The 7,902-nt window shown below is 73.6% G+C and carries 7 protein-coding genes; 6 read left to right on the forward strand and 1 reads right to left on the reverse strand.

Features of this window, described 5'->3' with window-relative positions:
- Window positions 1-69: 69 nt before the first annotated feature.
- Window positions 70-981, forward strand: coding sequence for an ACP S-malonyltransferase (locus ABTZ99_RS33545; protein ID WP_499617040.1), 912 nt, complete (start codon window positions 70-72; stop codon window positions 979-981).
- Window positions 982-1,003: 22 nt separating this feature from the next.
- Here ABTZ99_RS33545 and ABTZ99_RS33550 read toward each other — a convergent pair whose 3' ends face one another.
- On the reverse strand, window positions 1,004-1,249 hold the full coding sequence (locus tag ABTZ99_RS33550; RefSeq protein ID WP_498776773.1) for a phosphopantetheine-binding protein: 246 nt from the start codon (window positions 1,247-1,249) through the stop codon (window positions 1,004-1,006).
- 95 nt (window positions 1,250-1,344) lie between these two features.
- Here ABTZ99_RS33550 and ABTZ99_RS33555 point away from each other — a divergent pair, with 95 nt between their 5' ends.
- The 5 genes from ABTZ99_RS33555 (at window position 1,345) to ABTZ99_RS33575 (ending at window position 7,882) form a co-directional block, all read left to right on the forward strand.
- A complete protein-coding gene (locus tag ABTZ99_RS33555; RefSeq protein ID WP_498776775.1) occupies window positions 1,345-2,910 on the forward strand; it encodes an AMP-binding protein in 1,566 nt (521 codons plus the stop codon).
- Between the two features lie 77 nt (window positions 2,911-2,987).
- Window positions 2,988-4,505 carry an AMP-binding protein gene (locus tag ABTZ99_RS33560; RefSeq protein ID WP_498776777.1) on the forward strand — a complete coding sequence of 506 codons (1,518 nt, stop codon included), beginning with the start codon at window positions 2,988-2,990 and terminating at the stop codon, window positions 4,503-4,505.
- Entirely contained in the window at window positions 4,505-5,725 is a 1,221-nt protein-coding gene (locus tag ABTZ99_RS33565) for a type III PLP-dependent enzyme domain-containing protein (RefSeq protein ID WP_498776779.1), read from the forward strand. The genes ABTZ99_RS33560 and ABTZ99_RS33565 overlap by 1 nt, the downstream gene beginning before the upstream one ends.
- Window positions 5,722-6,204, forward strand: coding sequence for a cobalamin B12-binding domain-containing protein (locus ABTZ99_RS33570; RefSeq protein WP_498776781.1), 483 nt, complete (start codon window positions 5,722-5,724; stop codon window positions 6,202-6,204). Before ABTZ99_RS33565 ends, ABTZ99_RS33570 begins: the two co-directional genes overlap by 4 nt.
- A 373-nt stretch (window positions 6,205-6,577) precedes the next feature.
- Entirely contained in the window at window positions 6,578-7,882 is a 1,305-nt protein-coding gene (locus ABTZ99_RS33575) for a methylaspartate mutase (RefSeq protein ID WP_499617047.1), read from the forward strand.
- The last annotated feature ends 20 nt before the right edge of the window (window positions 7,883-7,902 follow it).

A 7,902-nucleotide genomic window follows, 5' to 3' on the forward strand; every position in this document is an offset into this window, starting at 1 on the left:
CAGGGAAACCGCGGCGCGTTCTACGTGAATGGACAAAGGTACATGGACACCGCCATCACCTTCCCCGGAATGGGGCCCAACCGATTCCACGACCTCGCCAAGTTCCTGCTCGTCGACCCGTCGACCCGGGCCATGCTCGCGACCGCGGACGACGTGCTCGGCTATTCGCTGTTCGACCGCTGCCTGGCCGATGACGACGACTACTCGGAATACGCTCAGGTCGCGTTCCTGATCGCGTGCCTCGGCATGGCCAAGTGGGCGGAGGAGGAGTTCGGCGCACGCCCCGAGGTGTGCGTCGGGCTCAGCTTCGGCGGCAAGACGGCCGCGGTCTACTCGGGCGCGCTGGACTTCGCCGACGCGGTCGGCCTGACGGTGGCGATGGCCAGGGCCGAGCAGGAGTACTTCGCCCACGAGCACCGCGACGTGGTCACCCACTCGTTCACCAGGGTGCCCGCCGACGTGCTGGCCGGGATCCTCGGCGAGCTGGACCGGCGGGGCGAGTGGTACGAGATCTCCTGCTACGTCGACGAGGACTTCCACATGGTGTCCCTGCGCGACCACGCCCTGGAGGACTTCCAGCGCAGGCTCCGCGCGGTGGGCGGCATGTCGTTCTACACGATGCGCCCGCCGCTGCACTGCGCCGCGTTCGCGCCGCTGCGCGACCGGGTCGAGCGCGACGTGCTCGCCGGGATCGACTTCGCCGACCCGCGCGTGCCGGTGGTGGCCGACCAGGACGGTCGCGTGCTCACCACGGCGGAGGGGGTGCGGACGATGCTGCTGGACGGGATCGTGCGCCCGGTGCGCTGGCCGGCCGCGATCGCGACCCTGCAAGGGCTCGGGGTGCGCACGCTGCACGTCGCCGGGCCGGACGCGGTCTTCGGCCGGGTCCGCGCGGCGCGGTCGGCCTTCGAGGTCGTGCCCGCCAACCTGGACCGCGTGCTGCGGCCACGCACCCGCGGCATGGCCGCCGCGAGCGCGTAGCCGTCGCTGCCCGGTCCGCCGGTCAGGCGGGCTCCAGCATGGACGACAGCGCCGCCCACAGCGTGCCCGGCGTGGCGAACGTGCTCAGGTTCAGCGACTCGTCCAGGAACCGCACGCCGTACTCCTGCTCCACCGCGGACAGCAGGTCCACCGTGGCCATCGAGTCCAGGCCCAGGTCGCGCAGCACCGCGTCCGCCGACAACTCCTCGTCCGGCGGGAGGAAGGGCAGTTGCGCCCGCAGCAGCTCCTCGAACCGTTCGTCCCACATAACCCCTCCGACTGTCGTTGGTCCGCTGGACCGAAACGAAAACCGATCCGCGGTGCCCTCACAACCCCTGGCGCCCCCTAGTCACCGGAGCCACGATGACCGACACGACACCCGCGCTGCACGCCCGTTTCCTGCGCGGGCTCGGGGTTTCGCCGCACCGTGACGCGGTGCGCGTGGGCGCGGACGCGATCACCTACGAGGCCGCGCACGACCGCGCGTCGCGGTGGGCGGGCGCGCTGCTGGCCGGAGTGGACGAACGGCCGCGCGCGATCGGCGTGCTGGCGGGCAAGAGCATCGAGGCCTACGTCGGCGTGCTCGCCGCGCTCTACACCGGCGCCGCGGTCGTGCCGCTGCACCTGGCGTTCCCGCCGGCGCGCACCGCGCGGATGATCGAGCTGGCCGGGGTGTCGGCGCTGATCGTCGACGAGGAGGGCGCGGGCGTGCTCGCCCGGATGCCGGAGGTCGACGTCCCGGTGCTCGCCCCGGCGGGCGGCGACGTCCCCGCCGGCCGGGCCGTGCCGGTCCACGCCGCCACCGCGCTCGGCGAGCCGCGGTCGGTCGACGCGACCGACACCGCCTACCTGTTGTTCACCTCCGGGTCGACGGGCACGCCGAAGGGCGTGTCGATCACCCACGGCAACACCCGGCACTACTTCGACCTCGTCACCCGCCGGTACGAGGCCGGGCCGGACGACGTGTTCTCGCAGACGTTCGACCTGAACTTCGACTGCGCGATGTTCGACCTGTTCTGCGCGTGGGACGCGGGCGCGACGGTGCAGGCCGTGCCCGCCGCCGCCTACCGCAGGCTGCCGGAGTTCCTGGCCGAGCGCGACGTCACGGTGTGGTTCTCCACGCCCAGCGCGATCCCGCTGGTGCGCCGCACCGGCGGCCTCGGGCCCGGCGCGCTGCCGGGGCTGCGGCTGAGCCTGTTCGCGGGCGAGGCGCTCAAGGCCGCCGACGCCGCCGACTGGCAGGCCGCGGCGCCCGGCTCGGCGCTGGAGAACATCTACGGCCCCACCGAGCTGACCGTCACCGTCACCGGGCACCGCTGGCGGCCCGACACGTCGCCTTCGTTGTGCGTCAACGGACTCGTGCCCATCGGCGCCGTCCACGAGGGACACGACCACGTGCTGCTCGGCGCGGACGGCGAGCCGGTCGCCGACGAGGGCGAGCTGTGCGTCACCGGGCCTCAGCTCACCGCGGGCTACCTCGACCCGGCCGACGAGCCGGGCCGCTTCGTCCGCCGCGACGGCCGCACCTGGTACCACACCGGGGACCGCGTGCGCCGGCTCGACAACGGCGAGCTGATCTACCTCGGCCGGCTCGACAGCCAGGTGCAGGTGCAGGGCTGGCGGGTCGAACCCGCCGAGGTCGAGCACGCGCTGCGGTCGTGCCCCGGCGTGCAGGACGCGGTGGTCGTCGCGGTCACCGCGGACGAGCTGACCGAACTGGCGGTCTACTACACCGGCGAGCCGACGCCGCCCGCCGCGCTGGCCGCCGCGCTGCGCTCCGCGCTGCCCTCCGGAATGGTGCCGAAACGCTACCGGCACGTCGAGGAATTCCCGCTCAACTCCAACCGCAAGGTGGACCGTTCCCGACTCGCCGCGGCCGCCGCGGCCGAGTACGCCCCTAGGGGTGAGAAAAGCTCCGTAGGGGTGTGACCGGCGCCGGCCGCCGGTTACGTTCGAGCCCATCGAATTCTGCTCAGGCCCCGCTTTCCGAATGGGAGACGCGGATTTTGGACGCCCGAATTGACCCGATCGAACGCGCCGCGTCGATCCACGGCCTGCTCGACGACGCCGCGGCCGAGACGCCCGACGCGTCCGCCGTCCGCGACCCGGTCGGCACGCTGACCTACCGCCGGCTGCACGCGCTGAGCCACGCCTTCGCCCGGTGGCTGCACGACCAGGGGCTGCGCCGCGGCGACCGCCTCGTCGTGCAGCTGCCGACCCGCCGGGAACAGGTCGCGATGTTCTTCGGCGCGTCCCGCAACGGCGTGGTCTTCGTGCCGCTCAACCCCGCGATGAAGCAGTACCACCTGCGTTCCGTGCTCGCCGACGCCGAGCCCGTCGCGGTGATCGGCGCGGGCGAGCAGACCGGGCGGCTGCGGGAGATCACCGACCTGCCGGTGCACGACCTGGCCGACGTGTGGCCCGAGGTCGAGGCGGCGGCCGACCAGGACGTCCGGGTGGACGTCGAGGTCGCGCCCGACGACATCGCCGTGCTCATCTACACCTCCGGCAGCACGGCCGCGCCCAAGGCCGTGATCGGCCCGCACGCGCAGGTGGTGTTCGCGTCCCGCGCCCTCCAGCAGGTGCTCGGCTACCGCGCCGACGACGTGGTGTTCTGCCGCTTCCCGCTGTCGTGGGACTACGGCCTCTACAAGGTCCTGCTGACGACGCTGGGCCGTAGCGAGATCGTGCTGGCGGGCGAGGAGTCCGACCTGTTGCTGCTGCGGCGGATGCGCGAGGTCGGCGCGACCGTGGTGCCCATCGTGCCGTCGCTCGCGACGATGATCACCACGTTGGCGCAGCGCGACGTCGAGCCGCCACCGCCGGTCCGGCTGATCACCAACACCGGCGCCGCGCTGTCCGCGCCGACGATCGGCGCGCTGCGGTCGGCGTTCCCCGGTGTCCGGGTGGTGCGCCAGTTCGGCCAGACCGAGTGCAAGCGCGTGTCGATCATGCCGCCCGAGGAGGACGACCAGCGGCCCCAGTCGGTCGGCCTGCCGCTGCCCGGCACCACCGTGTCGATCCTCGGCCCCGACGGCGAACCCGTGCCGCAGGGCGAGGTCGGCGAGATCGTGGTGTCCGGCCCGCACGTCATGCCCGGCTACTGGCGCATGCCCGAGCTGACCGACCGGACGTTCCGGCCGGTCGGCGACACCGGGCAGCGGCGGCTGCACACCGGCGACTACGGCCGCGTCGACGAGGACGGCTACCTGTACTTCGAGGGCCGCCGCGACGACATGTTCAAGCGCAAGGGCATCCGCATGAGCACGGTCGAGATCGAGGCCGCCGCGATGGACGTGCCCGGCGTGCGGACGGCCGCCGCGGTACCGCCGTCGGGCGACCGCGACCTCGCGCTGTTCGTCGAGGGCGACGTCGACCCGCACGTGGTGCTGAAGGAACTGGCCCAGCGCCTCGAACCGGCGAAGGTGCCCGCGATCTGCCGGGTCGTGGACGACCTGCCGCTGACCATGCACGGCAAGAACGCGCGCGCCGCGCTCGCCGACCTCCTCGACCGGAGCAGATGATGACCGACGACGTCGGGCTTGCCGCCGAGTTCGGCACGCCGCTGTACGTGTACCGGCTGGACGACGTGGCCGAGGCGAGGAAGCAGCTGTTCGACGCGCTGCCCGACGACGTCGAGCTGTTCTACGCGCTCAAGGCCAACCCGCACCCCGACCTGGTGCGGGCGCTGCGCGAGGGGGAGGGCCGGACCTGCCGGGCGGAGATCAGCTCCACCGGCGAGCTGGCCGCCGCGCTCGCCGCCGGGTTCCGCGGCGAGGACTGCCTCTACACCGGTCCGGGCAAGACCCGCGGCGAGCTGGACGAGGCGATCGCGCAGGGCGTGCGGTTGTTCTCCACCGACTCGGTGACCGACGTGCGGCACGTCGGCGAGGCCGCCCGCGCCCAGGACGTCGAGGTGGACTGCCTGCTGCGCGTCAACAGCGCCGCGGCCAGCGCCACCACCAGCATCCGGATGACCGGCACGCCGTCGCAGTTCGGCTTCGACAGCGAGGTGCTGGCCGACGCGCTGCCGCTGCTGCGGGAGGTGGCGGGCGTGCGGATCGCGGGCTTCCACTTCTTCCCGCTCAGCAACGCCACCGACGAGGACAACCTGATCGGCGAGTTCGAGCACACGATCGCGCTCGCCGCCCGGCTGTCGGCGGAGCTCGACCTGCCGTTGCGCTACCTCGACATCGGCGGCGGCTTCACCGTGCCATACGGCGCGCCGGGGGAGCGGCCCGAGTACCCGAAGCTGCGCGCCGCGCTCGAACGGGCGCTCGACCTGCACCTGCCCCAGTGGCGCGCCGGTGCTCCCCGCGTGGCCTGCGAGTCGGGGCGCTACCTGGTCGGTGGCAGCGGCACGCTGGTCGCGGGCGTCACCAACGTCAAGGTCAGCCGCGGGCGCAAGTTCGTGATCACCGACGCGGGCATCAACACGTTCGGCGGCATGTCCGGCCTCGGCCGGCTGCTGCCGGTCCAGGTGCAGACCGCGGAGGGCGACGGGCCGGTGGAGAAGGCGAGCCTCGTCGGTCCGCTGTGCACGCCGGGGGACGTCCTCGGTCGGCAGATCGACCTGCCGCCGGTGGAGTCCGGTGACGTCGTGTGCGTGCCCAACACCGGGGCGTACGGGCCGACGGCGAGCCTGCTGATGTTCCTCGGCAGGCCCGCGCCGACCGAGGTCGTGGTGCGGGGTGACGAGGTCGTCTCGGTGTCCAGCATCGAGCACCGCCGGGTGTACCGGTGACGACTCCGGACCACCTCCCGACCGCGCCGACGGTCGTGGTGAGCGGTGTCGCGTCCGACTCGCACACGTGGAACCTGGTGTTCCTCCAGCTGCTCGTGGAGGAGCTGGGCTACCCGGTGGTGAACCTCGGGCCGTGCGTGCCGGACGAGGTGCTGGTGGAGCGGTGCCGCCGCATCCGGCCCGGCCTGGTGGTGATCGGCACGGTCAACGGGCACGGCGGCCAGGACGCCCTGCGGGTGATCGAACGGCTGCGCGGCGTTCCCGAACTGGCCGCGACGCCCGTGGTGATCGGCGGCAAGCTGGGCGTGTCCGGCGACGTGAGCGGCCACACGCCCGCCCTGCTGGCGGCGGGTTTCGACGCGGTCTTCGAGGACGGCGGCGAGGCGATCGCCGACTTCCGCCGGTTCATGCGCGCCATCCCGCCCGCGGGCCGCCCCGCCCTGTCGCGCGTGGCGCAGGGTTCGGAGGCGACGGCGTGAGGGCGTCGGTCCGGCGACCGGCGCCCGGCGCCGTGGATCTGGTCGAGCCGCCCGCCCGGCCCGACTTCGAAGGCGCGTCCCGGTCTGCGTTCGGCCGGCCGGTGGGGCGCGAGGATGTCGGCGTGGCTCGGCTGGGCGTTATCTGTGGGCGTGTGGAGTCCCTGGAGCGATCGGCTTCCGGCCATGAGCGCCTCACCGCCGCGCGGTCGGCAGGTGTCGCCCGGCGCGGGGCGCGGGGCGCGCGTTCGGCGAGCGGAGGTCGCGGTGCCGCCGGGCGCGGTGATCGGAAGGTGCGGCGGGCCGCGAGGTGGGCGGCGTGAGGTCCGTCGGGTCGTCGGCCGGTGAGGGCGTCGTCGGGCGGACCCCCGGCGAGCTGGGCACGCGGCCGGTCGGGTTCGGTGAGTTCGTGCGCACCGCCGCCCGCCGTGACGGCCTGGTCGTGCAGCCGCGCATGGGGTTCGACTCGCCCGAGCGGATGCGCGCGGGGCTCATGGCCACCAAGCACGCCCGCGCCACCACCGTCGGCACCATCACGCTCGACAGCTACACCCGCGTCGGCGACCTCGCCGCGGCCGAGGCCGCGCTCGCCGACGGCATGCCGCTCAACGGCTACCCCATCGTGACCCACCTCCCCGAGACCACGGCCGGTGTCCTCGACGGACTCCGCGACGACGACTTCCCCGTCCAGGTGCGGCACGGCTCGGCCGTGCCCGGCGACATCGTGTCCGCCCTCGTCCGCCTGAAGATCGACGCCACCGAGGGCGGCCCGGTCTCGTACTGCCTGCCCTACGGCCGCACGCCGCTCGCCGAGTCCGTGCGCAACTGGGCCGACGCCGCCACCAGGTTCACCGCGCTGCGGGACTTCGGCGTCGAACCGCACGTGGAGACCTTCGGCGGCTGCATGCTCGGCCAGCTGTGCCCGCCGAGCCAGCTCGTGGCGATCAGCGTGCTGGAGGCGTTGTTCTTCGCCGCCAACGGCATCCGCAGCATCTCCGTCAGCTACGCCCAGCAGACCAACCAGGAGCAGGACGTCGAGGCCGTGGCCGCGATGCGCCGCCTGTGCGGCGAACTGCTGCGGGTCGCCGACTGGCACGTGGTGGTCTACGCCTACATGGGCGCCTACCCCACCACGCCCGCGGGCGCGTACCGGCTGCTCGGCAAGGCCGCGGAACTCGCCGTGACCACCGGGTCCGAGCGGCTCATCGTCAAGACCGTCGCGGAGTCCCGGCGCATCCCCACCATCGCGGAGAACGTGGCGGCGCTCGAGCACGCCGCCGCCGCGGCGCGTGCCGGCACCACCCGACCCGCCCCGCGGGACACCCAGACCTACGCCGAGGCACGGGCACTGGTCGAGGCCGTGCTCGACCTCGCGGGCGACGTCGGCACGGCGCTGCTGCGCGCGTTCGAACGGGGCTACCTCGACATCCCCTACTGCCTGCACCCGGACAACGCGGGCCGCACCCGCAGCCACCTCGACGCGCGGGGTCGGCTGTGCTGGTCGGACCTGGGCAACCTGCCCCTGCGCCACCTCGTGGCGCCCACCGGCGGGCGGCACGTCACGTCCTCGGGCCTGCTGGCCGACCTGTCGTACGTGCGCCGCGCCTACGACGGCGAGCCGGGGCGCCCCGGGCTTCCCGACCACCACCCCGTATCCCTGCCCGCGAGCCCGGAGCGCTAGGTCAGGGGTCGGCTAGGGGC

The organism is Actinosynnema sp. NPDC002837 (assembly GCF_040295345.1).
Classification (GTDB): Bacteria; Actinomycetota; Actinomycetes; order Mycobacteriales; family Pseudonocardiaceae; genus Actinosynnema.